The organism is Microbacterium sp., assembly GCF_017305435.1.
Classification (GTDB): Bacteria; Actinomycetota; Actinomycetes; order Actinomycetales; family Microbacteriaceae; genus Microbacterium.
Genome location: NZ_JAFKIP010000007.1, coordinates 1 through 24,622, shown reverse-complemented (window position 1 = coordinate 24,622; position 24,622 = coordinate 1). Strand labels below are relative to the sequence as shown.

21 protein-coding genes are annotated in these 24,622 nt (G+C 70.8%); 17 read left to right on the top strand and 4 right to left on the bottom strand.

Annotation, left to right across the window (positions count from 1 at the left end):
• Positions 1-12 precede the first annotated feature (12 nt).
• The 9 genes from J0I43_RS12980 (at position 13) to J0I43_RS12940 (ending at position 10,008) form a co-directional block, all read left to right on the top strand.
• Entirely contained in the window at positions 13-783 is a 771-nt protein-coding gene (locus J0I43_RS12980; RefSeq protein ID WP_292864534.1) for an ABC transporter ATP-binding protein, read from the top strand.
• On the top strand, positions 765-2,348 hold the full coding sequence (locus J0I43_RS12975; protein ID WP_292864531.1) for a hypothetical protein: 1,584 nt from the start codon (positions 765-767) through the stop codon (positions 2,346-2,348). Before J0I43_RS12980 ends, J0I43_RS12975 begins: the two co-directional genes overlap by 19 nt.
• A gap of 8 nt (positions 2,349-2,356) precedes the next feature.
• A complete protein-coding gene (locus tag J0I43_RS12970) occupies positions 2,357-3,346 on the top strand; it encodes an NAD-dependent epimerase/dehydratase family protein (RefSeq protein ID WP_292864528.1) in 990 nt (329 codons plus the stop codon).
• A 223-nt stretch (positions 3,347-3,569) separates the two neighbouring features.
• Entirely contained in the window at positions 3,570-4,643 is a 1,074-nt protein-coding gene (gene argC, locus J0I43_RS12965; RefSeq protein ID WP_292864525.1) for an N-acetyl-gamma-glutamyl-phosphate reductase, read from the top strand.
• Entirely contained in the window at positions 4,640-5,812 is a 1,173-nt protein-coding gene (argJ, locus tag J0I43_RS12960) for a bifunctional glutamate N-acetyltransferase/amino-acid acetyltransferase ArgJ (RefSeq protein ID WP_292864522.1), read from the top strand. Before argC ends, argJ begins: the two co-directional genes overlap by 4 nt.
• Positions 5,809-6,717 carry an acetylglutamate kinase gene (gene argB, locus J0I43_RS12955; RefSeq protein WP_292864519.1) on the top strand — a complete coding sequence of 303 codons (909 nt, stop codon included), beginning with the start codon at positions 5,809-5,811 and terminating at the stop codon, positions 6,715-6,717. The genes argJ and argB overlap by 4 nt, the downstream gene beginning before the upstream one ends.
• Positions 6,714-7,985 (top strand): acetylornithine transaminase, encoded by a 1,272-nt coding sequence (locus tag J0I43_RS12950; RefSeq protein ID WP_292864516.1) that lies wholly within the window; start codon positions 6,714-6,716, stop codon positions 7,983-7,985. The genes argB and J0I43_RS12950 overlap by 4 nt, the downstream gene beginning before the upstream one ends.
• Positions 7,982-8,905: an ornithine carbamoyltransferase gene (gene argF / locus J0I43_RS12945; RefSeq protein WP_292864513.1), complete on the top strand. Its 924-nt coding sequence runs from the start codon at positions 7,982-7,984 to the stop codon at positions 8,903-8,905. Before J0I43_RS12950 ends, argF begins: the two co-directional genes overlap by 4 nt.
• Positions 8,884-10,008: a DUF418 domain-containing protein gene (locus J0I43_RS12940; RefSeq protein ID WP_292864510.1), complete on the top strand. Its 1,125-nt coding sequence runs from the start codon at positions 8,884-8,886 to the stop codon at positions 10,006-10,008. The genes argF and J0I43_RS12940 overlap by 22 nt, the downstream gene beginning before the upstream one ends.
• On the opposite strand, the gene J0I43_RS12935 is transcribed toward J0I43_RS12940, so the two are convergent.
• Positions 9,983-10,567 carry an ECF transporter S component gene (locus J0I43_RS12935; RefSeq protein WP_292864507.1) on the bottom strand — a complete coding sequence of 195 codons (585 nt, stop codon included), beginning with the start codon at positions 10,565-10,567 and terminating at the stop codon, positions 9,983-9,985. The genes J0I43_RS12940 and J0I43_RS12935 overlap by 26 nt on opposite strands.
• Before the next feature lie 84 nt (positions 10,568-10,651).
• On the opposite strand from J0I43_RS12935, the gene argH reads away from it, so the two are divergent.
• Both argH and J0I43_RS12925 read left to right on the top strand, forming a co-directional pair.
• A complete protein-coding gene (gene argH / locus J0I43_RS12930) occupies positions 10,652-12,100 on the top strand; it encodes an argininosuccinate lyase (RefSeq protein WP_292864505.1) in 1,449 nt (482 codons plus the stop codon).
• Positions 12,101-12,165: 65 nt separating this feature from the next.
• A complete protein-coding gene (locus J0I43_RS12925; protein WP_292865325.1) occupies positions 12,166-12,810 on the top strand; it encodes a SatD family protein in 645 nt (214 codons plus the stop codon).
• A 7-nt stretch (positions 12,811-12,817) separates the two neighbouring features.
• On the opposite strand, the gene J0I43_RS12920 is transcribed toward J0I43_RS12925, so the two are convergent.
• Together J0I43_RS12920 and J0I43_RS12915 are read right to left on the bottom strand one after the other, a co-directional pair.
• Positions 12,818-13,438 carry a hypothetical protein gene (locus J0I43_RS12920; RefSeq protein ID WP_292864502.1) on the bottom strand — a complete coding sequence of 207 codons (621 nt, stop codon included), beginning with the start codon at positions 13,436-13,438 and terminating at the stop codon, positions 12,818-12,820.
• A gap of 53 nt (positions 13,439-13,491) precedes the next feature.
• The gene (locus J0I43_RS12915; protein ID WP_292864499.1) at positions 13,492-15,108 is read right to left on the bottom strand and encodes a thioester domain-containing protein; all 1,617 of its coding nucleotides are present in this window, start codon (positions 15,106-15,108) and stop codon (positions 13,492-13,494) included.
• Between the two features lie 300 nt (positions 15,109-15,408).
• Here J0I43_RS12915 and tyrS point away from each other — a divergent pair, with 300 nt between their 5' ends.
• The 6 genes from tyrS to J0I43_RS12885 all read left to right on the top strand — a co-directional run bounded on the left by tyrS (position 15,409) and on the right by J0I43_RS12885 (position 22,862).
• The gene (gene tyrS, locus J0I43_RS12910; protein ID WP_292864496.1) at positions 15,409-16,713 is read left to right on the top strand and encodes a tyrosine--tRNA ligase; all 1,305 of its coding nucleotides are present in this window, start codon (positions 15,409-15,411) and stop codon (positions 16,711-16,713) included.
• Positions 16,714-16,723: 10 nt separating this feature from the next.
• The gene (locus J0I43_RS12905; protein WP_292864493.1) at positions 16,724-17,509 is read left to right on the top strand and encodes a DUF4184 family protein; all 786 of its coding nucleotides are present in this window, start codon (positions 16,724-16,726) and stop codon (positions 17,507-17,509) included.
• 30 nt (positions 17,510-17,539) lie between these two features.
• Positions 17,540-18,643, top strand: a complete 1,104-nt coding sequence (locus J0I43_RS12900) for a LacI family DNA-binding transcriptional regulator (RefSeq protein ID WP_292864490.1) — start codon at positions 17,540-17,542, stop codon at positions 18,641-18,643.
• 143 nt (positions 18,644-18,786) lie between these two features.
• Positions 18,787-20,334, top strand: a complete 1,548-nt coding sequence (mmsA, locus tag J0I43_RS12895) for a multiple monosaccharide ABC transporter ATP-binding protein (protein WP_292864487.1) — start codon at positions 18,787-18,789, stop codon at positions 20,332-20,334.
• On the top strand, positions 20,331-21,668 hold the full coding sequence (gene mmsB, locus J0I43_RS12890; protein ID WP_292864484.1) for a multiple monosaccharide ABC transporter permease: 1,338 nt from the start codon (positions 20,331-20,333) through the stop codon (positions 21,666-21,668). Before mmsA ends, mmsB begins: the two co-directional genes overlap by 4 nt.
• 66 nt (positions 21,669-21,734) lie before the next feature.
• Positions 21,735-22,862 carry a sugar-binding protein gene (locus tag J0I43_RS12885; protein ID WP_292864481.1) on the top strand — a complete coding sequence of 376 codons (1,128 nt, stop codon included), beginning with the start codon at positions 21,735-21,737 and terminating at the stop codon, positions 22,860-22,862.
• Positions 22,863-22,952: 90 nt separating this feature from the next.
• On the opposite strand, the gene J0I43_RS12880 is transcribed toward J0I43_RS12885, so the two are convergent.
• Entirely contained in the window at positions 22,953-24,221 is a 1,269-nt protein-coding gene (locus J0I43_RS12880; RefSeq protein WP_292864478.1) for a CoA transferase, read from the bottom strand.
• Between the last annotated feature and the right edge of the window lie 401 nt (positions 24,222-24,622).

The following is a 24,622-nucleotide window of genomic DNA, read 5'->3' as shown; positions in this document are numbered from 1 at the left end:
GGCTCGGGAAGGATGAGCGAGACAACCCCCCTCCCCGCCCTCCGACTCGCCGGCCTCGTCAAACGCTTCGGCGAGAAGACGGCCGTCGCCGGCGTCGACCTGGTCGTCCCGGCCGGATCGTTCTACGGGCTCGTCGGCCCCAACGGTGCCGGCAAGACCACGACGCTGTCGATGGCGACGGGACTCCTGCGCCCCGACGCGGGCACGGCGTGGGTGCACGGCGTCGACGTCTGGGCCGAGCCTGCCCGCGCGAAAGCCATGATCGGCAACCTCGCGGACGGCGTGCGCCTGTTCGACCGTCTCACGGGAGAGCAGCTGATCACCTACACCGCGATGATGTTCTCCCTGCCACGTCCCGAGATCGCGGGGCGGGTGAGCGACCTGATCGACCTCATGGACCTGCGGGAGGCCGCGGGCACGATCGTCGCGGACTATTCGGCCGGCATGACGAAGAAGGTCGCTCTCGCGTGCGCACTCGTGCACGCCCCGCGCCTGCTCGTCCTCGATGAGCCGTTCGAGTCGGTCGATCCGGTCTCCGCGGCGAACATCGAGGACGTGCTGCGTTCGTACACGGCATCCGGCGGCACCGTGATCGTGTCGAGCCACTCCATGGACCTCGTCCAGCGCATGTGCGACCACGTCGCCGTCATCGCCGCGGGCCGGGTGCTCGCCGCCGGCACGGTCGACGAGGTGCGCGGCGAGCAGTCCCTGCAGGACCGCTTCGTCGCCCTCGTGGGCGGACGGCACACGAGCGAGGGGCCCGCGTGGTTGCGACAGTCCTGAGGCTCCGCTATCGCATCCTCGGCAACACGCTCGCGCGCAGCCCCTGGCAGCTCGTCGGGTTCTGCTTCGGCGCGCTGTGGGGGCTGTCGGCGCTCGCGCTCGTCGGGGCGGGCTCGGTCGCGCTCGCCGCGGTCCACGACCTGACCCTCACCCGCACGATCGTCGTCGTCGCCGGCTCGGTGCTGCTGCTCGGTTGGGTCGTGGGCCCGCTGGTGGTCGCGGGCGTCGACACGACCGTGGATGCCGCGAAGCTCGCGACCTTCCCGCTCACCACGCGCCAGCTGATGGCCGTGCTCACGGCGACGGGCCTCACCGGGATCCCGGGTATCGCGACGTCGCTCGCGGCGCTCCTCTCGATCCTGATGTGGATGCCGTGGCCCCCGGCCGCGATCGTCGCGGTGCCGTGCGTCCTCGTCGCGGTGCTCACATGCGTCGTCGCGACGCGACTCGCGGCGACCCTCTCGACGGGGCTCGGCGCCGGCCGCCGCGGGCGCGAGCTCATCGGCACGATCGTCCTCGCCGTCGTGATCTTCGCGGGCCCGATCCTGAGCGGCGCCGTCGCCCTCGTGTCCGGGGGACGCGACCTCGTCGCCCAGCTGCAGCAGGTCGCCGGCATCCTCGCCTGGACGCCGCTCGGGGCGGCCTGGGCCGTCCCCGGCGACGTCGCCGCCGGGGAGTGGCTCCTCGCCCTCGCCCGTCTCCTGATCGCGCTCGCGACGCTCGGCGCCCTCTGGGTGGCCTGGCGGGCCGCACTCGAGCGATCGACGGACGCGCCGCCGCGTCGTGCGGCGCGGACCGTGCGTCAGGGCGCGCTCGGGCTGTTCGGCGTCATGCCGACGGGCGGTGTCGGCGCCACCTGGGCGCGGTCGCTGCGGGGATGGCTGCGCGACCCGCGATACGTGCGACAGCTCATCCTCGTCCCGCTGTTCCCGATCCTGTTCGCGTTCACGGGCGGCATCGACGGATTCCTCTTCCCCGCATCCGCGCTCCTCGTCGCGTTCGTCCTGTGCATCGCCGGCTACTCGGACATCTCCTACGACGGCACGGCCTTCGCGTCGGTCCTCGCGAGCGGCGTCCGGGGGAGGCAGGACCGGCTGGGGCGCGTGCTCGGGGCGGCGACCGTCGGCGTCCCGCTCGTGATCGTCGTCGCGGTCGTGACCGCGATCGTCAGCGGACGGGCGGCGCAGTTGCCCGGTATCCTGGGAGCATCCCTCGGACTCCTCCTCGCCGGCCATGCCGTCAGCTCGGTCTCGTCGGCGCTCCTCGTCACCCCCGTCGCCGCCCCCGGGGACAGCCCCTTCAAGACGGTGCCCGGCCAAACCTTCCTCTCCGGGCTCATGGTGTTCGTCGTCATGGGCGCGTGCGGCCTGCTCGCGCTGCCGGCCCTCGTCCTCGGGATCACGGCGATGAGCACCGCGTCGGCGACCCTCGGTGCGGTCGCACTTCTCGTCGGCCTGGTGGTCGGCATCGCCGAGATCGCCGCCGGCATCGTCGTCGGCGGTCGCACGCTGGATCGGACGGGCCCGGATCTGCTGCTGCGGATCAAGGCCTTCCCGACGACCTGAGGAGCCCCATGACCGACGTGCTGATCCTCGGCGGGACCGGATGGCTGGGCGGCCGGATCTGCACGGCCTGGCTGGATGCCGGGGCATCCGTCACGTGCCTCGCACGCGGCGCGCGCGAGGCACCATACGGGGCGCGGCTCGTCCGCGCCGACCGCACCGCGGCCGGCGCTTACGACGACGTCCGCCGCCGGGACTGGGACGAGGTCGTCGATGTCTCGTCGAGGGCGGCGCACGTCGCGGCGGCCGCCGACGCGCTGCGGGGGACTGCCCGCCACGTCACGTACGTCTCGAGCGTCTCCGTCTACGCCCGCGACGACGAGCCCGGCGCCGACGAGCGCGCCGCGCTCGCCGCCCCCGTGGATTCGGCGGATCCGGATGCCGACGGCGACTACGCCGGCCAGAAATCCGCTGCTGAGCGAGCGATGCGCGAGGCCTTCGGGCACCGCGCGGCCATCGTTCGGCCGGGACTCATCGTCGGACCGGGCGATCAGACCGATCGGTTCGGCTACTGGCCGGCGCGGTTCGCCCTCGCCGGGGCGGAGCCCGTGCTCGTGCCGGACGCGCCGGACGCCCGTGCCCAGGTCATCGACGTCGACGACCTCGCCGCGTTCATCGTCGCGGTCGGTCGCGCCGCATTCACCGGCGCCGTCAACGCGGTGGGCGACTCCGTGCCGCTCGGGGAGGTGCTGCGGCTCGCGCGCGCGGCATCCGGCCACACCGGTGCCGTCGTCGCCGCGTCCCCCGATGCGCTGCGCGCGCACGGCGTCGAGTACTGGGCGGGCCCGCGATCCCTCCCGCTGTGGCTGCCCGCGGATGCGCCCGGGTTCGCGACGCGGTCGAACGCGATGTACCGCCTGCTCGGCGGCGGACTCCGCCCGCTGAGCGAGACGATCGCGCGCACTCTCGACGACGAGCGGGATCGGGGCCTCGAGCGTGCGCGCGCCGCGGGGCTCACCCGCGCCGAGGAGAGGGAGCTGATCGCCGCGCTGGAGCTGTGAGGGCGCGGATTTGCCTCCCGGCCCGCCCGCACGCTATCGTCGCGGCATGCTCTCGGCCCCGACCACCGCCTCCGCGGTGTCCCGCGCGCGCCGACGCCTGGGCGACCGCCGACTCTAGGCGGCCCCGTACCTCCCCGTCCTCGGCGGGTCGAGGAGTGGGTGTCGCCGTCTCCGGTCCGTGCCGCGTCATGAGCGGCGTCACCACAGACAATAAGGTTGAGAGATGACCTATTCGGTCGCCGTTTCCGGCGCTTCCGGCTATGCGGGCGGCGAGATCCTGCGCCTGCTCGCCGCGCACCCCGACATCGAGATCACGACGGTGACCGCGCACGCCAACGCGGGTCAGCCGCTCGCGCTGCACCAGCCGCACCTGCGCTCGCTCGCGCACCTCGAGCTTCAGGAGACGACTCCCGGCGTGCTCGCCGGTCACGACATCGTGTTCCTCGCGCTGCCGCACGGGCAGTCCGGACAGTACACCGACGCGCTCGCCGGCACACCGCTCGTGATCGACGCCGGTGCCGACCACCGGTTGACGTCACCGGATGCCTGGGCGCAGTTCTACGGCGGCGCGTTCCACGATCCGTGGGCCTACGGCGTGCCGGAGCTGCCGGTCGGCGGGCTGGGCAGCCCCGGCAGCACGCGGCAGCGCGCGAACCTCGCCGGGGCGACGCGGATCGCGGCGCCCGGCTGCAACGCCTCGACGGTCGCGCTGAGCCTCGCGCCCGGCGTCGCCGCCGGCGTCATCGATGCCTCCGACATCGTGAGCGTCCTCGCGGTCGGCCCGTCGGGGGCGGGGAAGAGCCTGAAGACGAACCTCTTGGCATCCGAGATCCTCGGCTCCGCCAACCCGTATGCCGTCGGCGGCACGCATCGGCATATCCCGGAGATCCGGCAGGCGCTCGCCGCCGCGACCGCGCCGGCGGCGGGCGGCGACGTGCGCATCTCGTTCACACCGGTCCTCGTGCCGATGGCGCGGGGGATACTCGCGACCTCGACGGCGCCGATCGCGGCGGGCGCCACGGACGCGCAGATCCGGGATGCCTGGGTGCAGGCGTACGGCGACGAGACCTTCGTGCAGCTCCTGCCGGAGGGGCAGTTCCCGCGCACGGCCGACGTCCTGGGCGCCAACACGGCCCTCCTCGGCCTCGCGATCGATCGCGCCGCGAACCGCGTCGTCGTCGTCGCCGCGGTCGACAACCTCGTCAAGGGCACCGCGGGTGCGGCGATCCAATCGATGAACATCTCCCTCGGCCTCCCCGAGGATCGGGGCCTGACCGTGAACGGAGTCGCACCGTGAGCACCACCGCGCAGGGAGTGACCGCGCCCGAGGGCTTCGAGGCGGCCGGCGTCGCCGTCGGCTTGAAATCCACCGGCAAGCCGGATGTCGCCGTCGTCGTCAACCGCGGGCCGCTCAAGGTCGCCGCAGCCGTCTTCACGTCGAACCGGGCGAAGGCGAACCCGATCCTGTGGTCGCAGCAGGTCATCGCGGACGGCGTCGTCGAGGCGATCGTGCTGAACTCCGGCGGCGCGAACTGCTTCACCGGCAGCTTCGGGTTCCAGACGACGCATCAGACCGCCGAGAAGGCGGGCGAGCTCCTCGGGGTGAGCCCCGGCGACGTGCTGGTGTGCTCGACGGGCCTCATCGGCTCTGGGGACGAGGTCTTCCGCGGCAAGGTCCTGGCCGGGACCGCGGCCGGTATCGCCGATCTCTCTCCCGAGGGCGGCCCGGATGCCGCGCTCGCCATCATGACGACCGACACGGTGCCGAAGACCGTCACGTTCCGCCGCGACGGCTGGACGATCGGGGCGATGGCGAAGGGCGCGGGCATGCTCGCGCCGGGCCTCGCGACGATGCTCGTCGTCCTCACGACCGATGCCGTCCTCACCGCCGCCGAGGCCGACGCGCACCTGCGCGCTGCGACGCGCGTGAGCTTCGACCGACTCGACTCCGACGGCTGCATGTCGACGAACGACCAGGTCACCCTCATGGTGTCCGGCGCGTCCGGGATCGTCCCCGACGTCGACGCGTTCCGCTCCGCCCTCGTGGAGGTGTGCACGGACCTCGCCGTCCAGCTGCAGGCGGATGCCGAGGGCGCGAGTCACGACATCGCGATCCGCGTCGTGGGCGCGGCATCCGAAGACGACGCCGTCGAGGTCGGACGCTCGGTCGCACGGAACAACCTCTTCAAGGCGGCGATCTTCGGGAACGACCCGAACTGGGGGCGCGTGCTCGCCGCGATCGGCACGACATCGGCTCCGTTCGACCCCTACGCCGTCGACGTCAGCTTCAACGGCGTGCGCCTGTGCAGCGCCGGCGCGCCCGACCGCCCCCGGGAGGAGGTCGACCTCACGCCGCGCGCGACCGACGTGCTGATCGATCTCAAGGCCGGCGACGCGGCGGCGACGATCTTCACGAACGACCTGACGCACGACTACGTCCACGAGAACAGCGCGTACAGCTCATGAGTGCCGCCGACAACGTCCAGCACACGACGCCCGAGCAGGCCGCCGAGAAGGCCGCCGTCCTCATCGAGTCGCTGCCCTGGCTCGCGCGCTTCCGCGATCAGATCATCGTGATCAAGTACGGCGGCAACGCGATGGTCTCCGAAGAGCTGCAGGATGCCTTCGCCCAGGACATCGCCTATCTGCGCTTCGTCGGCGTGAAGCCCGTCGTCGTCCACGGCGGCGGCCCGCAGATCTCGCACATGCTCGACCGGCTCGCCATCCCGAGCGAGTTCAAGGGCGGCTATCGCGTCACCTCGACGGAGGCCATGAACGTCGTGCGGATGGTGCTCACGGGGCAGGTCAATCCGCAGCTCGTCGCCCGCATCAACGCACACGGTCCGTTCGCTGCGGGGCTCTCCGGCGAGGACGCGGGACTGTTCGGCGGGCGCCGTCGCGGTGTCGTGATCGACGGCACCGAGCACGACCTCGGCGCGGTGGGCGACGTCGTGCGCGTCGACCCGCAGCCGGTGCTCGATCAGCTCGCCGCCGGGCGGATCCCGGTCGTCTCCTCGATCGCGCCCGATCTCGACAACCCCGGGCAGTCGCTCAACGTCAACGCGGATGCCGCCGCTGCGTCCCTCGCGATCGCGCTCGGCGCCGCGAAGCTCGTGGTGCTCACCGACGTCGCCGGGCTCTACGCCGACTGGCCCCGTCGCGATTCGCTCGTGTCGCACATCACGGCATCCGAGCTGCGGGAACTGCTCCCCACGCTCGAGTCGGGCATGATCCCGAAGATGCAGGCGTGCCTGGACGCGACGCTCGGCGGCGTCGAGACGGCCGCCATCATCGATGGCCGCCAGCCCCACTCGGTGCTGGTGGAGATCTTCACGGAACAGGGAATCGGAACAGAGGTGGTGGCGCAGTGAGCGCGGTGGAGCAGGACAGCGGAACGCAGGCGAGCTGGAAGGACGATGCCGGACGCGATCTCGTGCGCAACGCGGGGGAGCGGTTCGCGCTCTTCGTGCGGGGCGAGGGGTCGTCGCTGTGGGACGACGAGGGGCGCCGCTACCTCGACTTCCTGGGCGGCATCGCGGTGACCTCGCTCGGCCACGCGCATCCGGTCTTCGTCCAGGCCGTCGCGCAGCAGGCCGCCACCCTCGCACATGTGTCGAACTTCTTCGCGACGCCCCCGCAGCTCGCGCTCGCCGCGACGCTCAAACGGCTCGCGGGTGCGGGCGAGGCGGGGCGTGTCTACTTCGGCAACTCGGGCGCCGAGGCGAACGAAGCCGCGTTCAAGCTCGCGCGTCTGCACGGGCGCGGGTCCGACGGCACGGACACCCGCCCGCGCATCCTGGCGCTCACGAACGCCTTCCACGGGCGCACGATGGGCACTCTCGCCCTCACGGGGAAGTCCTACATGCAGGAGCCGTTCGCGCCCATGGTGCCGGGCGTGGAGTTCCTCGACTCCACGGTCGAGGCGCTCGAGGCGGCCATGGACGACCGCGTCGCGGCCCTCTTCGTCGAGCCGATCAAGGGCGAGGCGGGCGTCGTTCCGCTGCCGGAGGGCTACCTCGAGGCGGCGCGCGAGCTCACCGCGCGGCACGGGGCGCTGCTCATCATCGACGAGATCCAGACCGGGGCGGCCCGCACCGGCAGCTGGTTCGCGTTCCAACGCGCGGGGATCGTCCCCGACGCGATCACCGTCGCGAAGGGCATCGGCGGCGGGTTCCCGATCGGTGCGCTCATCACGTTCGGCGCGGCGAGCGACCTGTTCACCCCCGGCAGCCACGGCTCCACCTTCGGTGGCAACCCGCTCGGGACGGCCGTCGCCGACGCCGTCCTCGCCGAGATCGAGCGCGCCGGTCTCGTCGAGAACGCCCGGCAGCGCGGCATCCAGCTGCGCGAGCAGGTCGCCGCACTGGGCTCGACGCTCGTCGAGGGATGCCGCGGCGAGGGCCTGCTCATCGGCGTCGCGCTGACCGCGCCGGTCGCCCCGGCCGTCGTCGCCGCGGCCCAGCAGCACGGCCTCATCGTGAATGCCGCGAACGACTCGACGATCCGGCTCGCGCCGGCGCTCACAATCGGCGACGTCGAGATCGACGAGTTCACCCGGCTGTTCTCTCGCGCGCTCGCGACCGTGCAGGACGCCCTCCTCCTCGATGCCCAGACCCCGACCTCGGAGGTGCCCGCATGACCCGCCATCTGCTCCGCGACGACGACCTGAGCCCGGCCGAGCAGGCCGAGATCCTCGACCTCGCCGTCTCGCTCAAGAAGGACCGCTGGAAGCTCAAGCCCCTCGAGGGTCCGCAGACCGTCGCGGTGATCTTCGACAAGAGCTCCACCCGCACGCGCGTCTCCTTCGCCGTCGGCATCGCCGACCTCGGCGGCTCGCCGCTCGTCATCTCGACGGCCAACAGCCAGCTCGGCGGCAAGGAGACTCCGTCCGACACGGCGCGGGTCCTCGAGCGCCAGGTCGCCGCCATCGTGTGGCGGACGTACGCGCAGGCGGGCCTCGAGGAGATGGCTCGCGGCACGACGGTGCCCGTCGTCAACGCGCTGAGCGACGACTTCCACCCCTGCCAGCTGCTCGCCGACCTGCTCACGATCCGCGAACACAAGGGCGACCTGAAGGGCCTCACCCTCACCTTCTTCGGCGACGGGCTGTCCAACATGGGCCACTCCTACGTGCTCGCCTGCGTCACCGCGGGCATGCACGTGCGCGTGGCATCCCCGGCCGCCTACGCGCCGCGCGCGGACGTCATCGCCGACGCGGATCGCATCGCCGCGCAGACTGGCGGGTCCGTCACCCTCTTCACCGACCCGAACGAGGCGGCGGCCGGCTCCGACGTCATCGTCACCGACACGTGGGTGTCGATGGGCAAGGAGGAGGAGAAGATCCAGCGGGTGCACGACCTCGGGGGCTACAAGGTCACCGAGGAGATCATGGCGCTCGCGTCGCCCGAGGCGATCTTCATCCACTGCCTCCCCGCCGATCGGGGATACGAGGTCGACGCCGAGGTCATCGATGGCCCGCAGTCGGTCGTCTGGGATGAGGCCGAGAACCGCCTGCACGCGCAGAAGGCGCTGCTGGTGTGGCTGCTGCGTCAGCCGTAAGAGGCGGACTCTCGGCGCCGGGCCGACTGCCCGGCGTCGATCTCGCGCGCGGGCTCGCCGTGCTCGGGATGTTCGCGGCGCACCTCATCGCGCTTGCGCCGTGGGACTGGCGCGAACCGGCGACGTGGGGTGACATCGCGAGCGGGCGGTCGTCGATCCTGTTCGCGACGCTCGCGGGCGTCTCGATCGCGCTCGTGTCGGGGGGCGCGCACAGGATGCCGCGGGGGCCGCGGCTGACGTTCGTGCGCCAGGCGCTCGCGATCCGCGGCATCCTGCTCTGGCTCATCGGCCTCGCCCTCATCGCGACGGGCGTGCCGGTGTTCGTGATCCTTCCCGCGTACGCGCTCCTCTTCCTCCTCGCGCTCCCGCTCCTGCGGCTGGCGGCCCGGACACTCTGGATCGTCGCGGCCGCCCTGGCGCTCGTCATGCCCTGGATCCAGCCGGCACTCGACGCGCTGCCGCTCTGGCAGGGGGAGCAGGGCGCGATCCTCGCCCTGCTCCTCGGCTGGCACTATCCCGTGACGGTGTGGATCGTCTTCCTCGTCGCCGGTCTCGCCGCCGGTCGCTCGGGCCTCGCCGTACGCGCGACGCAGGCGCGGCTGCTGGGCGCGGGTGCGGCGCTCGCCGTGATCGGCTACGGCGCCGATGCGGTCGTTCGCGCCGGCGCGGCCGGATCGGCGCCGTTCAGCTCCTCGATCGCCGGCGACCCGTTGCTCGGCGCGGAGCTGACGGCGGTGCTGACGGCGCGCGCCCACTCCGGCGGTCTCTTCGAGGTCGTCGGGTCGGGCGGTGTCGCTCTCGCGGTCATTGGGGCGTGCGGGCTCGTGTGTCGGGCGCGGGCCGTGGCCGCCGCCGTTCTGCCGCTTCGCGCGGTCGGGTCGATGCCGCTGACGGCATACGTGGCGCAGATCGTCGCGTGGGCCGTCGTCGCCGCGATCGTCCTGGGTGATACCGCCGATCTCGACGGCATGCGCGCGCTGCATCCGTTCTGGCCGTTCGTCGTCGGCACGGTGCTGCTGTGCACGGCGTGGGCGCTCCTCGTCGGGCGCGGCCCCCTCGAAGCCCTTCTCGCCGTCGTCAGCCGACGGGTGCTGGGGCGCTGACCTCGCGGGCGCGGCCAGCCGCCACGCCGACCCCCGCGCGCTGCAGCCGGGCGGCGATGAGGCGGCCGAGCGCCGTCGCGATGAGGATCGCGGCGACCAGCACGACGATCGTGATCGCCCGGACGACGGGCGGGAAGCGCCCCGCATCCAGCGTGAACCACCAGAAGGCGGCATAGCCGACCGACAGGACACCGGCTGCGAGGTACGCCATCGCCGCGGTCCAGCGGCGCCACAGTGTGAGCGCATAGGGCAGCTCGAGGAACGCGGCGATGAACAGGAACAGGCTGAGCCCGCCGATCCCGCCGGTGAACGGCACCGCCACGAGGCCGGCGATGAGGCCCGAGACGAGTGCGCTGCCGCCGCGGGGCACGACGGCCTGCGCGATGACGCCGGGGAGCACCCACGGGATCACGAACGCGCCGTAGAGCATGGGCGCCCCTGCCCACACCAGTTGGGACACCCACGAGATGGGGATCACGATGAGGCCCGCGCCGACGCCGATCGCGGCGAGCGTGAGGAGGGTGCGGGTCGAGAAGAACGTGCGTTCGCGCGGAGTCACGGTGACGATGTTAGGGCACCCTTACCTGGTTCCGGTGGCGGAGGCGGGATCGGGAGCCCCGGGCGAGGTCGGTAGGCTGGCGCGGTGACTGATTCCACCGCACAGAGCACGAACGAGGGAGCGCGCACCAACGAGGGGTCGCTCTGGGGCGCGCGATTCGCGTCCGGCCCCTCGCCCGAGCTCGCCGCGCTCAGCCGCTCGACGCACTTCGACTGGGCGCTGGCCCCTTACGATCTCGCCGGTTCGCACGCGCACGCGGCGGCCCTCGCCGCCGCCGGCTATCTCACGCCCGACGAGGAGCAGCGCATGCATGCCGGGCTCGACGCGTTGCGGGATGCCTGGGAGTCGGGCGCGCTCGTGGCATCCGACGCCGATGAGGACGTCCACGGTGCGCTGGAAGCCGCGCTCATCGCCGAGGTGAGCGCCGAACTCGGCGGCAAGCTGCGCGCCGGGCGCAGCCGCAACGACCAGATCGCGACGCTCGTCCGCCTGTACCTGCGTGACCACGCACGTGTCATCGCCCGCGACATCCTGCGGCTCATCGACGCCATCGTCTCCCAGGCCGATGCGCACGCGGAGGCCATCATGCCGGGGCGCACGCACCTGCAGCACGCGCAGCCGGTGCTGCTCGCGCATCACCTGCAGGCGCACGCCTGGCCGCTCGTGCGCGACCTCGAGCGCCTGCGTGACTGGTCCGTCCGCGCGGCCGTCTCGCCGTACGGCGGCGGTGCGCTCGCCGGGGCCACGCTCGGCCTCGACCCCCAGCTGGTGGCGGATCGGCTCGGCCTCGCACGCCCCGCGGAGAACTCGATCGACGGGACGGCGGCCCGCGATGTCGTCGCCGAGTTCGCGTTCATCGCCGCGATGATCGGCGTGGACCTCTCACGGTTCGCCGAGGACATCATCATCTGGAACACGCGCGAGTTCGGCTTCGTCACCCTCGACGACGCATACTCGACGGGCTCGAGCATCATGCCGCAGAAGAAGAACCCCGACATCGCCGAGCTCGCGCGCGGCAAGGCCGGCCGTCTGATCGGCAACCTGTCCGGGCTGATGGCGACCCTGAAGGCGCTGCCTCTCGCGTACAACCGCGATCTGCAGGAGGACAAGGAACCCGTGTTCGACTCCGTGACGACGCTTGAGGTCGTCCTGCCCGCCTTCGCGGGGATGGTCGCGACGCTCCGCTTCGACACGGACCGGATGGCGACGCTGGCGCCGGCGGGCTTCTCGCTCGCCACCGACGTCGCCGAATGGCTCGTCAAGCGCGGTGTGCCTTTCCGTGATGCGCACGAGATCTCCGGTGCGCTCGTCAGGGCGTGCGAGGAGCACGGGATCGGGCTGGAGGATGCCGATGACGCCCTCCTCGCCGCGGTGTCGCCGCAGTTGGATCCGTCGGTGCGGGAGGTGCTGTCGATCGAGGGGTCGGTGGCGAGCCGCACCGGTGTCGGCGGCACGGCCGGCGTGCGGGTCGCGGAGCAGCGGGCCGAGCTCGTCGCACGCGCGCAGACTGCCGCGCGCTCCGTGATCGCCTGATATCCGGCGGAATATAGGCCCAAAGCTTCTTTCTCCAGCATCATAAGATATAGATTGATGGCGTGATGGTTCCTGTGATCGCCGACATCGTCGGCTCCCGCGAACTGGCTGATCGACGTGTCGCGCAGCGCGGAATCGAGCAGGCGCTGGCCGATGCCGAGCGCGTGCTCCCCGCCCACGCGCGCCCTGTCCGATCGCTGGAAGCCGTCGTCGGCGACGAGTTCCAAGGGGTCTTCCCCTCGCTCCGCGCGGCGCTGGCGGGCACACTGCTCGTGCGGCTCGCGCTGCCGTCGGGGCTGGATCTGAGGTTCGGATTGGGCATGGGCGCCGTGCAGGACATCCCGTCGGTGGGAGGCGTGCTCGCCGAGGGTCCCGGATGGTGGGCCGCTCGCGCCGCCGTCGAGCGCGTCGAGGACGTGGCACGTCGCGAGGCGCCGCAGGCGCGCACGTGGGTGGTCGCCGATGCGGCGGAATCCGCGGGCGTCGACGAGCTCGTCGGGATCGCGAACGCCGGGGCGCTCGCGCGCGACCGTGTCATCGGGCGTTGGAGCGATCGGGTTCGTGCCCTCGTCTCCGGGCGGATCGCCGGCGTGACGCAGGGCGACCTGGCGGAGGCGCACGGGATCAGCCAGTCCGCGGTCTCCCAGACGCTCGCCACGGCCGGCGCGACGACGATCATCCTCGCCTACGCGCAGCTCGTCGATCTCTGACGGGTGCTCACCACAGGGCGAGCGGTGCGATCGCCCCCACGGCGCACGCCCAGACGAGGCTCGCGAGGGTGCCGACGATGAAACGCTCGCGAGCGGCCGGCGTCGCGAGCTCCGTGAAGCGGCCGATGCCCTTCAGTGCGACGATGACGGCGATCGCCGCGGGGAAGCCCGCGACCAGACTGAGCGCCGCCGCCAGCCGTTCGAGGTAGCCGATCGTCGTGCCGCCGCGCAGGATCTCCTCTTGGTGTGTCCCCGACACCGTCGCGGCGACGGAGCGCTCGGCCATCAGTTCGACCAGGATGCCGCCGCGCGGCCCCTCCGTGGTCTTTCCTCCGTCCGCCGCGCGGAGCACCCAGCGCGCGACCGGATTCCCCCCGACGGTCGCGAGCGCGATCGTCAGGAGCGCGAGCACCGCGCCGGCGAGCGCAGGGATCCGTGCCGGGACGACCGAGACGGCGACGAAGCACACCACGACGAGCGCTCCGGCGACCGCGAGCGGGCCCGTCCGCACCGACCGGGAAGAGACCGTCACGAGCACCAGCGCCGCTGTGAGCGCCGCGACGACGCCGACGACGAGGATGAGCGCGTCGAGCGTCATCCCAGCGAGGTCGACGGCTGCGGCATCCACGCGGACAGTCTGTCACGACGATGGATGCCGCGGCCGCACGCCCCCTCGGCGAATCAGCGCCGCTCCACGAGCCGGGTCGCAGCCCCTGCGCACAGGAGAACGGCGGCGCCGAGGAGGAGCATCGCGAGTCCGGCACCGTCCCCTCCGCTCGCCGCGAGCGGCGCGGACGCCCGGCCGTCGTCGCCCGGGACGGGCGGCGGGGAGGTGAAGGTGTAGACGTTCTCGATGTCCATTCGGGCCCGCTCGTCGCCGCGGACGACGATCGGCTCCGTGCCGCTCGCCTCGACGGTGACGACGGCGTTCGCGCCGGACACGCGTTCGACGGCGGAGACCACGGTGCCCACGGGAAGATCGGTGATCGAGGTCGTGGTCTGCGTGGTGGTGCCCGCAGGGATCGTGATCGTCTGCAGGGGGACGTCATCGGCGAGGACATCGATCACGATGTCGTCTTGCGCCCCGGCGCCCTCGCCGCTGATCGACTTCACGATATCGACGGCGCCGAGGATGCGCGTGTAGGTGTTCGTCATCGCTGCCGTGACGATGTCGACGGCGACGATCGTCGCCGTCTGCGGCTCGCGGCCGGAGACCGTGACGAAGGCGTTGGCGCCGGTGCTCGTCTCGGTGACCGTGACGACCGATCCGACGGGCAGCCGGTCGAAGGTGCGACGGTGCGCACCGGCGGCGGCTCCCGCGGGGATCGTCACCCGTTCGTCCAGACCGTGGTCGCTTGTGACGTGGAGCACGACGTCGTCCTGCCATCCCGCGCCGTCGCCGGTGATCGTCTTGGTGACCGTGAGGGCGCCGAACGGCACGAAGGTCGCGGTCGCCTGCGCCGTCGCGACGAGATCCGCATCTCGCGCGGCGATGAGTCGCTGTCCGTCGGCCTCGGCCTGCCGGTGCGCGTACAGGAAGGTCGACCCGCCGGGCATCGTCACACTGCCGACGGCGGTCAGGGTCGCACCGGTGCCGTCGGCGGTGGCGCGTAGCCAGATGCTCGTTCCGTTCTCGACGATCGCGCCGTCCGCGATCGGCACGGTGGCGTCCGCGTCGGCATACATCGACGCACCGGAGGACGAGACGGTCGGCGCGTCGACCGAGCCCGTGATCGTGTACGGGCCGGCGAGCTCGTCGTGGAGGACCTCTTGGGCGTCGGGGGTGATCGACAGCTCGGGGATGACGGGCTCGCTGAGCGGCCCGGCGCCGAGCGCCGCGGTCACGAGTGCCGCCGTATGGGGTCGGATCGGGTCATCGGCGGCAAGGACGTAGCCGTCGCTGAAGTACCAGATCGCGGATTGAACGGCCGCGGCGCGCACATCGTCGGAGACGTCGACCGGCTGGGAGGGGACGGCGGGGTAGTTCTCGGCCATGAGGCGCGAGATGTACCCCGTGTGGGGAACGCCCGCCTCGGCCCAGGAGCCCTGGTCGTACTCATGGCCGTGGACGATCGACGTGAGGAAGTCGATGCAGTACATCTCGAGCACCGTGCCGCTCGACGTCTGCGCGATCTGGATGCGCGCCCACAGGCGTTGCGGGTCACGATAGCCATCGGGAATCGCGTCCGGGTAGGGGTCGGCGAGGTCGATCGCGGTGCCGCCGCCGGTGAGCGGCACCGCGCCGATGACGCGCTCGCCGGCGGCGTTGCCGGTGACCGTGATCGATGTCGAAGGCATCGTGGGCGGCGCGGCGGAGGCGGCTGGCGCCAGTGCGGCGCTGATCGCGAGAACAGTGGCCGATGCCGTCGCGCGCGCGAGCCAGCGGGTCGTTCTGCGGGGGCGGGGTGGGCGAGTGTGCATGTCCGTCCTTTGTGAGGGGGTCGTGGCGGATGCCCGGGGCACCGTCCCTCGTGAGGGCGGTCACGGCATCCGCGTGACGACGGCGGGTGACGTCGTCCGGTGTCTGCAGATCAATTCTACCTGTGGTCAGACCACTTGGCTCCGAAACCGCAGAAGGCCACTGATAGCCTGAAGCGCGTGTCTGAATCCGTCTCCGTGAAAGCACTGGAGCCCGCGAACGACCCGACGTTCGAGAACGTCTGGGATGAGATCGTCTGGCGTGGCCTCGTGCATGTGTCCACCGATCAAGAGGCTCTGCGCGAGCTGCTGTCCGGCGACCCGATCACGTACTACTGCGGATTCGACCCGACGGCGCCGAGTCTGCATCTGGGCAATCTCGTCCAGCTGCTGACGATGCGCCGCCTCCAGCTGGCCGGCCACAAGCCCCTCGGTCTCGTCGGCGGGTCGACCGGCCTCATCGGCGACCCGCGACCGACCGCGGAGCGCACGCTCAACACGAAGGACACCGTCGCCGAGTGGGTCGGCTTCCTTCGTGCCCAGGTCGAGCGGTTCCTGAGCTTCGAGGGCGACAGCGCCGCTCGGATGGTCAACAACCTCGACTGGACGGCGCCGATGTCGGCGATCGACTTCCTGCGAGAGATCGGCAAGCACTACCGGGTCGGCACGATGCTGAAGAAGGACGCCGTCTCCGCGCGGCTGAACTCCGAAGCGGGCATCAGCTACACCGAGTTCAGCTACCAGATCCTGCAGGGGATGGATTACCTGGAGCTGTACCGCCAGTACGGCTGCGTGCTGCAGTCGGGGGGCTCGGACCAGTGGGGCAACCTCACGAGCGGCGTCGATCTCATCCATCGCGTCGAGGGTGTGGGGGTGCACGCGATCGGCACCCCGCTGATCACGAACAGCGACGGCACGAAGTTCGGCAAGAGCGAGGGCAACGCGATCTGGCTGGATGCCGCGATGTGCAGCCCGTACCGCATGTACCAGTTCTGGCTGTCGTCGGCCGATGCCGACGTGGTCGATCGGCTCAAGGTCTTCACATTCCTCACCCGCGCCGAGATCGAGGAGTACGCGGCGCTCGTCGACGCCGAGCCGTTCCGCCGCGCCGCGCAGAAGCGACTCGCGCTCGAGGTGACGACCTTCGTGCACGGTGCGCACGCCGCGGCAGCGGTCGTCGCGGCATCCGAGGCCCTGTTCGGCGCGGGCGACCTCCGGGCGCTCGACGCGGCGACGTTGCGCAGCGCACTGGAGGAACTGCCGCACGCCGCGGTCGCCGCGGAGACGTCGGTGGCCCAGGCGCTCCTGGACACCGGTCTCGTGTCGAGCCTGTCGGAGGCGCGGCGGGCGATCGCTCAGGGCGGCGTCTCGCTCGACGGCGTGAAGGTCGACGACGAATCGGCGGTCGTGAGCGGCACGCTGCCCGGTGGGGTCTCGGTGCTGCGACGCGGGAAGAAGACGCTCGCCGGGCTGTTCGTCGCCTGAGGCCACGCGCGTGCCGTTCACTCCGTCGCACGCCGTCGTCGCATTGCCGTTCGTGCGCACGCCGCTCCTGCCGGCGGCCATCGCGATCGGCGCCATGACGCCGGACCTGCCGCTCTTCCTGCGAGGCACGCCGCTGAGCTATCAGCAGACCCACACGAACGTCGCCCTGTCGACGGCGATCGCGCTCGCGCTCCTCGTGCTCTGGTACGCGCTGCTGCGGCCCGCGGTGCGCGAACTCGCCCCGGCATCCGTCGCGCGGCGCCTTCCGGCACAGTGGGATGCCACGGGGCTCGCGATCGTGCGCGCGCTCCCACCGCGACGCCCGTGGGTGCGCGCCGCCCTCGTGATCGTCTCGCTCGTGATCGGGGTCCTCTCGCACATCGCGTGGGATGCCTTCACCCACGAGGGCCGGTACGGCGTGCGTCTCTTCCCCGCCCTCGCCGAGCAGTGGGGCCCGCTCGCGGGATACAAATGGCTCCAGCACGGATCGAGCGCCATCGCTCTCGTCATCCTCGCCGTGTGGGCGGCGCGATGGATGTCGCGGCGTGCGCCCGCGGCATCCGTCCCGCATGTGCTCGCGCCGATCGTGCGGCGTGCGTGGTGGTTCTCGCTGCCCGTGATCCTGGCGGGAGCGTGGGTCATCGGGCTCCTCGCCTACGGACCGCTCACCGCGACGTGGACGGCCCAGCACCTCGCCTACCGCGTGCTGCCGCCGGCCTGCGCCGTGTGGGGCGTTCTCACGGTCGCCGTCTGCGTGGCGGTCATCGCACGACGAAGCCGTGCTCGCCGTGCGTGAACCGCGCGCGCTAGTGTGGACGCGAGCAATGTGAACGTGCACATCGAAGGCGAGGGCGCGGTGACCGCAGGCGAGGAGCGCACCCGCACGGCGAGTATCCGCGATGTCGCGCGCGCTGCCGACGTGTCGTATCAAACCGTCTCGCGCGTCCTCAACGGCCATCCCTCGATCCGCCCCGAGACGAAGCAGCGCGTGCTCGACGCGATGACCGAGCTGCGCTACCGGCCCAACCAGGCCGCCCGCGCCCTCGTGACCAGCCGCTCGCGCACGCTGGGGCTGATTCTCGGGTCGCGCGGCGAGTACGGCCCGACCTCCAGCGTCGCCGCCGTCGAGGATGCGGCGCGGGCGCACGGCTACTGGGTCAACTCCGCCTACCTCGCCGACACGCGCCCCGAGACGATCCGCGCGGCCGTGGAGCACCTGCGTCGCCAGTCGGTCGAGGGCATCATCGTGCACGCCCCGCAGGTGCGCGTTTTCGACGTCCTCGCCGAGCTCGACGTCGATGTCCCGTATCTGGGTCTGCACACGGCCGAGCGCGGCGTCGCGGAGATCGCGGAGGATCAGGTGCGCGGGGCGCGCCTGGCGACCGAGCATCTCATCGGGCTCGGCCATGTCGAGATCCTCCACGTCGCGGGCCCGCAGGACTGGATCGAGGCCGAGAGCCGGATGCGCGGCTACCTCCATGCCCTCTCCGACGCCGATCTGCCGACCCGCCCGCCGATCCTCGGCGACTGGACAGCCGACTTCGGCTACCGGGCTGCCGTGGAGCTCTCCCGCCGGCTCGACTTCACCGCCGTCTTCGCGGGGAATGACGCGATGGCGTTCGGGCTCCTGCACGGCTTCCGCGACGTCGGGGTGGACCTGCCGCATCAGATGAGCGTCGTCGGCTTCGACGACATCCCGCTGGCGCGCCATGCCGCCCCGCCGCTCACGACCGTCCACCAGCATTTCGCGGGTCTGGGCGAGCGCGCTGTCCGTGCGCTGCTGCGCGCGATCGGGCCTGCCGGCCCCGCGAGCGCGGCGGCGACGGATGCCGCGGGCGGCGCCGGAGGAGCGGGCGAAGGGATCGTCGATCTCACGCCCGAACTCGTCGTGCGGGGCTCCACGGCGCCCGCCGCGACGCGTCGAAGATGACGCTTCGATAACGGGCCCCGCGCGTAATTGACACGAGGCGGCGGAGGGTGCACGATGTTCAAGCGATGTGAACGGTCACATCGACGGCGGAGAACCGCCGCAATCATGCTTCGGGCATAACGGACGACGAGGAGGTCGAGCCCATGGCGGACGCGGTCCCGATCCTGGAGATGCGCTCCATCACGAAGGAGTTCCCCGGCGTCAAGGCGCTGAGCGATGTGTCGATCACGGTCGGCGCGGGGGAGATCCACGCGATCTGCGGGGAGAACGGCGCGGGGAAGTCCACGCTCATGAAGGTTCTCTCCGGCGTGTACCCGCACGGCACCTACACCGGCGAGATCTGGTTCCGCGGTGACCTCGTGGCCTTCCGCGACATCCGCGCCTCCGAGCAGGCCGGTATCGCGATCATCCATCAGGAGCTCGCCCTGATCCCGGAGCTCTCCATCACCGAGAACCTCTTCCTCGGCAACGAGATCGCCCGCGGCGGCGTCATCGACTGGTCCGAGGCGCGTCTGCGCGCGGTCGACCTGCTCGCCCGCGTCGGACTCCGCGAAGATCCGGACACCCAGATCAAGCACCTCGGCGTCGGCAAGCAGCAGCTCGTGGAGATCGCGAAGGCGATCGCGAAGGACGTCAAGCTCCTGATCCTCGACGAGCCGACCGCGGCGCTCAACGAGGACGACTCGCAGCACCTGCTGGATCTGATCCTCTCCCTCAAGGGCAAGGGGATCACGTCGATCATCATCAGCCACAAGCTCAACGAGATCGAGCAGATCGCCGACGAGATCACGATCATCCGAGACGGCCGCACCATCGAGACGCTCGATCTGCGCGGCGGCGGCGTCGACGAGGACCGCATCATCCGCGGGATGGTCGGCCGATCTCTGGAGAGCCGGTTCCCCGACCGCACCCCGCACATCGGGGAGGTGTTCTTCGAGGTGCGCGACTGGACCGTCCAGCATCCCCAGATCGCCGAGCGCCTCGTGGCGAAAGGCTCGAACCTGTTCGTCCGCCGCGGCGAGATCGTGGGGCTCGCCGGTCTCATGGGGGCCGGGCGCACCGAGCTCGCGATGAGCATCTTCGGTCGGTCCTACGGCAAGTACCTGGGGGGCACGATCGTCAAGGACGGCCAGGAGATCGTCCTGAAGGACGTCCAGGCCGCGATCGCGCACGGTCTCGCGTACGTCAGCGAAGACCGCAAGGTGCTCGGCCTCAACCTCCTCGACACGATCAAGCGCTCGATCGTCGCCGCGAAGCTCTCGAAGATCTCCCGTCGCGGCGTCGTCGACCCCTACGCGGAGAACGACATCGCCGAGGACTACCGCAAGCGACTGCGCATCAAGACGCCGTCGGTGGACGTCGGCGTCTCGAAGCTCTCCGGCGGCAACCAGCAGAAGGTCGTCCTCGCGAAATGGATGTTCACCGATCCCGACCTGCTGATCCTCGACGAGCCGACGCGCGGCATCGACGTCGGCGCCAAGTACGAGATCTACACGATCATCCAGCAGCTGGCGTCCCAGGGGAAGGGCGTGATCCTCATCTCGAGCGAGCTCCCCGAGCTCCTCGGCATCGCCGACCGCATCTACACCGTCTTCGAAGGTCAGATCACCGACGACATCCCGGCATCCGAAGCCACTCCTGAAAACCTCATGCGCAGCATGACCTCCTCCCGACCGAAGGCGAGAGCATGACCGACACGACAGCGAAGGACCGACAGGGCGGGTTCTCCGACCTGCGCAAGATGTTCGGATCCGGCTCGACCGGCCGCCAGTTCGGCATCCTCGGATCGCTCATCGCGATCATCCTCTTCTTCCAGATCATGACCGGGGGAAAGACCCTCTCCTCCCAGAACCTCATCAACGTCGTCAGCCAGCAGTCGTACATCCTGATCCTGGCGATCGGCATGGTGATGGTGATCATCATGGGTCACATCGACCTGTCCGTCGGATCTGTCGCGGCCTTCGTCGGCATCATCGTGGCGAAGTCCATGAGCGAGTGGAACGTGCCGTGGCCGTTCGCGATCGCGATCGGCCTCGTCGTGGGCGCCCTCGCCGGCGCCTGGCAGGGGTTCTGGGTCGCCTACGTCGGTGTGCCGGCGTTCATCGTGACCCTCGCGGGCATGCTCATCTTCCGGGGCGCGAACCAGGCGATCGGCCAGTCGACGACGATCCCGGTCCCGCCGGAGTACAGCTTCATCGGGTCGGGCTACCTCCCCGAGCTGCCCCTGCCCTTCGACTTCAACGTGCTGACGATGGTGCTCGGCCTCATCGGTGCGGGCTGGATCGTCTGGAACGAGGTCCGGCTGCGCCGTCAGCAGGCCAAGATCGACGCCGACCGCGCGCCGGTGTGGGTCTCGGTCGTCAAGGTCGTCCTGCTGAGCGCCGCCATCCTCTGGGCGGCATGGCTGTTCGCCACGGGGCGCCCCGGCACGAGCTTCCCGATCTCGGGCGTCATCCTCCTCGTCCTCGTCGTGATCTACTCCTTCCTCACCAACAGCACGGTGTTCGGCCGCCACATCTACGCCGTCGGCGGCAACCGCCTCGCCGCGAGCCTGTCCGGCGTCAAGGATCGCCGCGTCGACTTCTTCGTCATGATGAACATGTCGGTGCTCGCCGCAATCGCCGGAATGATCTACATCGGGCGGGCGACGGCGTCCGGCCCGCAGGACGGCAACGGCTGGGAGCTGGATGCCATCGCCGCGGTCTTCATCGGCGGCGCGGCCGTCTCGGGCGGTATCGGCACCGTGATCGGGTCGATCATCGGCGGCCTCGTGATGGCGTTCCTCAACAACGGTCTCCAGCTGATCGGCGCCGGCGCCGACACGGTCTCGATCGTGAAGGGCCTCGTCCTGCTCCTCGCCGTCGCGGTGGACGTCATCAGCAAGCGCCGCGGCGGACCGTCGATCATCGGCCTCATGATGCGACGGCGCGACACGTCCGTCGAGGTCATCGCCGAGGTCCCCGCCGTCGTCCCCACCTCCGGCACGAACACCTCGAGCCAGCCCGCGGACCTGCCGAAAGGCTGATCCGCCGCTCATCCCGGCCCTTCCATTCCTTCCCTTCCGTACCCACCAAGAGAAAGTGATGAATCAATGAAGAAGATCGCACTCGCGGCGGCGGCTCTGGCCGCTGCCACGGCGCTCGCGCTGACCGGCTGCTCCGGCTCCGGACGCACCGCCGACCCCTCCGCCTCCGGTGACGCCGGGGCCTCCGGCGGGTTCGCGGCGGACGCGACGATCGGCGTGGCGCTGCCGGACAAGACCTCGGAGAACTGGGTCCTCGCCGGCAAGCTCTTCGAAGACGGGCTGAAGGAGGCCGGCTTCACGGGCGACGTGCAGTACGCCCCGGCATCCAACACCGTCGCCGAGCAGCAGAACCAGATCTCCGCCATGATCACGAACGGCGCGAAGGTCATCGTCATCGGTGCCAAGGACGGCAAGCAGCTGGGCACCCAGCTGCAGCAGGCCGCGGATGCCGGCGTCAAGATCATCGCGTACGACCGCCTCATCGAGAACACGCCGAACGTCGACTACTACGTCGCGTTCGACAACTTCAAGGTCGGTGAGCTCCAGGGCCAGGCGCTCCTCGACGGCCTGGCGCAGCGGTCGGGACACGGCGCCCCGTGGAACATCGAGCTGTTCTCCGGCTCGCCCGACGACGCGAACTCGGCGGTGTTCTTCAACGGCGCGATGAAGGTGCTCCAGCCGAAGATCGACGACGGCACCCTCAAGGTCGTCTCCGGTCAGACCGCGATCGCCCAGACGGCGACGCAGGGCTGGAAGGCCGAGAACGCGCAGAGCCGCATGGACGCCCTGCTCGCCGCGAACTACACGTCCGCGACGATCGACGGCGTGCTGTCGCCGAACGACACCCTCGCCCGCGCCATCATCACTTCGGTGAAGCAGGCGGGCAAGGACATCTCGACGTTCACCGTCACCGGTCAGGACTCCGAGGTCGAGTCGGTGAAGTCGATCATGGCCGGCGAGCAGTACTCGACGATCAACAAGGACACGACGCTGCTCGTCCAGCAGACGATCAAGATGATCGGTCAGATGCAGAAGGGCGAAGAGGTCGACGTCAACGACACCGAGCAGTACGACAACGGTGTGAAGGTCGTCCCGGCGTACCTGCTGCCGCCCGTCATCGTCACGAAGGAGAACGCGGCCGAGGCCTACGCCAACAACCCGACCCTCCTCGCGATCGTGAAGGCTGCTCAGTAAGACGCCGCCGCACCACGACGGCCCTCGCTCCTCGGAGCGGGGGCCGTCGTCCATTCGCGGCGCTCCGAGGAGTTCAGGCCCAGATCGGGCTCAGGTCCAGGTCGGTTCGTCGCGTCCCCACGGGCGCGGCGGGGCGAACCGATCCTGGCCTCCGGGGAAGGTGAATGCCGGTCCGGCCGTCGTGACGGTCCGACCGTCGACATCGAAAGTCTGGGTGTGGCCGTCCGCCGAGGCCGGCAGGACACCCGGGGTCGGGTGCTCCGTGCGCGGCATGCCGAGCAGTTCCGCGGCGATGCGACGCAGCGAGGTGGTGGCCCTCCACGAGCCGCCCTCGCGTGCGCGGCGCGTCACGAGCTCGATCGCCGCGGTCGCAAGGAGGTAGCCGGCGGTGTGGTCGAGCGCCTGCGCAGGCAGGGCTCCCGGCTCATCGGACGTCGACTCGAGCAGCGCGATGCCGCTCTCGGCCTGCACGAGGCTGTCGAAGCCGCGGCGATCCGGTGTGCCCCACGCGCTCAGCGACAGGACGATCAGTCCGGGATGCCGGGCGATGAGCAGTTCAGGCGTGACGCCCAGGCGCTCGAGGCCCGCGGCGCGGTAACCGAGGACGACGATGTCGGCGCCCTGCACGAGCGCTCCGAAGCGTGCCGTGCCGGCGGGGGAGCGGAGGTCGAGCAGCGCCGACCGCTTGCCGTGCCCGGTGTCCAGGTGCTGCGTCTCGAGCTCGGGTGCGTGCGGCGGGTCGATGCGCAACACGTCGGCGCCGAGATAGGCGAGCGTGCGTGTGGCGACCGGGCCCGCGATGACGCGGGTGAGGTCGAGGACCCGGATGCCGCCGAGTGGCGCATGCGACCCTTCCGTCGCGATGACGCGAGGCGGAGGGGGTGGCGTGTGGGCGATCCGGCTCATCTCCACGAGCGGAGCGCGGCGCAGCGCGGCATCCCTGGCCGGAACCTCCGCGCGGACGGGTACGCACAGTCCGCCCTGTGCCGTGACGTCCGCGACGACACGATCGGTGTCTCGGGAACGAAGGGCGTCGGCGACATCGTCTCGCTCGGTGTGAAGCGGCAGCCCGAGGCCACGCAGCAGGGCATCGCGGTGATGCGGGTAGTTCGCGTGCGTACGGACATGGCCGTCGCGCGTGCGGAAGAACGACGAAAGCGGCGCGAACCCCGTCTGCGCGCAGCCATCCAGACGGAACCACCGCTCGCTGGAGTAGGAGATCGCCACGCGGACGGGGTCGATCGCGGGCCGCTCGCCCTGACCCGCCAGCCGCGTCGCGGCCGCCGCGACGCGCTCGACCGCACTCGCCGCGAGCGCAGACACGTCAGTGCGGGCGGGAAGCGGGACGTGATCGCTCACGTCGCCACCCTATCCCCGCGACACGCCCGGGATGAGGGGCGGATTTGCCCCATGCGCCGGAGCCACGTAACTTAATACCTGTTCGCCCCACAGGGAAGAGCAAGAGCCGGAAGGCCTCGCCCCCTCAAGCGGAGAACCACCCATCCCAAACCTCTCGATTGAGAGAACACGACCTTTCGGTCTAGGATGGGATCCCCACTCCTCGACATCTGTCGAAGATCACCGATGGCTTGCCTCTAGAGGCGCTGAGGTGGATTTGACGGTTGGTTGGTGTGGGGGTAAGGTGGTGAAGTTGCCCTTCTGGGTTGGTCGTGAGGCTGGCTGGGGGGAGCGTTCGATCCTTGAGAACTCAACAGCGTGCACTTGTCAAATGCCAATTAACCTCGTTCCAGCTTCGGTTG

Coding starts and splice junctions, on each gene's coding strand:
- J0I43_RS12980 (WP_292864534.1), top strand. CDS start 13: ATGAGCGAGACAACCCCCCTCCCCGCCCTCCGACTCGCCGGCCTCGTC.
- J0I43_RS12970 (WP_292864528.1), top strand. CDS start 2,357: ATGACCGACGTGCTGATCCTCGGCGGGACCGGATGGCTGGGCGGCCGG.
- argC (WP_292864525.1), top strand. CDS start 3,570: ATGACCTATTCGGTCGCCGTTTCCGGCGCTTCCGGCTATGCGGGCGGC.
- argB (WP_292864519.1), top strand. CDS start 5,809: ATGAGTGCCGCCGACAACGTCCAGCACACGACGCCCGAGCAGGCCGCC.
- argF (WP_292864513.1), top strand. CDS start 7,982: ATGACCCGCCATCTGCTCCGCGACGACGACCTGAGCCCGGCCGAGCAG.
- J0I43_RS12925 (WP_292865325.1), top strand. CDS start 12,166: ATGGTTCCTGTGATCGCCGACATCGTCGGCTCCCGCGAACTGGCTGAT.
- J0I43_RS12915 (WP_292864499.1), bottom strand. CDS start 15,108: ATGCCTTCGACATCGATCACGGTCACCGGCAACGCCGCCGGCGAGCGC.
- mmsA (WP_292864487.1), top strand. CDS start 18,787: ATGGCGGACGCGGTCCCGATCCTGGAGATGCGCTCCATCACGAAGGAG.
- mmsB (WP_292864484.1), top strand. CDS start 20,331: ATGACCGACACGACAGCGAAGGACCGACAGGGCGGGTTCTCCGACCTG.
- J0I43_RS12885 (WP_292864481.1), top strand. CDS start 21,735: ATGAAGAAGATCGCACTCGCGGCGGCGGCTCTGGCCGCTGCCACGGCG.